Below are 893 nucleotides of genomic sequence, written 5' to 3'. Positions count from 1 at the left end.
TGGCCGACGCGTTGGCGCTGTGTGCCTCGTCGGCCGAAGTTTGGATTCTGGGCGGCGCGCAAATCTACGCGCAGGCGATGCCGCTGGCCGAGCGCATCGAAGTCACCGAGATTGCCGAAGAGATTGAAGGCGACGCCTACGCGCCGACGCTGGGGCCCGAATGGCGGGTGGCCGCGCGTGAAGACCACGTGTCAGCCAACGGAATGAAGTTCAGCTTCATCACCTATCAAAAATAGACCTGTAATAACTCAAGCAACGCATAACAACACACAAAGGAACTGATATGTCAGGAGGCGGATTTCACGTACACGGGCCCCACGACCATGAGCTCGAGCATGCGGCGCAGGGGGGTCATGGCGGCCACGACAACGGCGGCATGATCGCGCAAATCGCGGTCATCACGGCCATCATTGCCACCATAGGCGCCATCTTTGCGTACATGGGCGGTGCCACGCAGGCCAATGCGGGCCTGTATAAAAACAACGCGGCCATCAAGAAGACGGAAGCTTCCAACCAGTGGAATTACTTCCAGTCGAAAAGCACCAAGCAGTCGCTGGCCGAACTCGCCCGCGACCTGGCGCCAGGGGACAAAAAAGCCGGCTACCAGGGCAAGGTAGACCGCTACGAAAAGGAAAAGAACGAGATCAAGGTGGTCGCCGACAAACTGGAAGCCGAGGCCACCACCTGGGACAAATCGTCCGATGAGCAGATGCACCAGCACCACCGCTGGGCGCAGGCTACCACGGTGCTGCAGGTGGCCATTGCCCTGGCGGCCATTGCGCTGCTGACCCGCAAGAAGTGGCTTGAATACGGCATGTTCGTCGTGGCCGGCGTGGGGCTGGTCATCGGCGTATTTGCCTTGCTACATATTTAATAGCTGCTGGCGCAGGTCC

2 protein-coding genes are annotated in these 893 nt (G+C 59.7%); both read left to right on the top strand.

Going from position 1 to position 893, the window contains the following annotated elements:
• A partial coding sequence (locus AC1DWI_RS24725) for a dihydrofolate reductase (protein WP_477726119.1) occupies positions 1 to 236 on the top strand: 236 nt, incomplete at its 5' end.
• 47 nt (positions 237 to 283) lie between these two features.
• Complete coding sequence (locus AC1DWI_RS24720; protein WP_477667923.1) at positions 284 to 874, top strand: DUF4337 domain-containing protein; 591 nt, start codon at positions 284 to 286, stop codon at positions 872 to 874.
• The last annotated feature ends 19 nt before the right edge of the window (positions 875 to 893 follow it).

Source organism: Polaromonas sp. P3_C2, from assembly GCF_056402675.1.
This window is presented reverse-complemented; position numbering and strand designations above follow the sequence as displayed.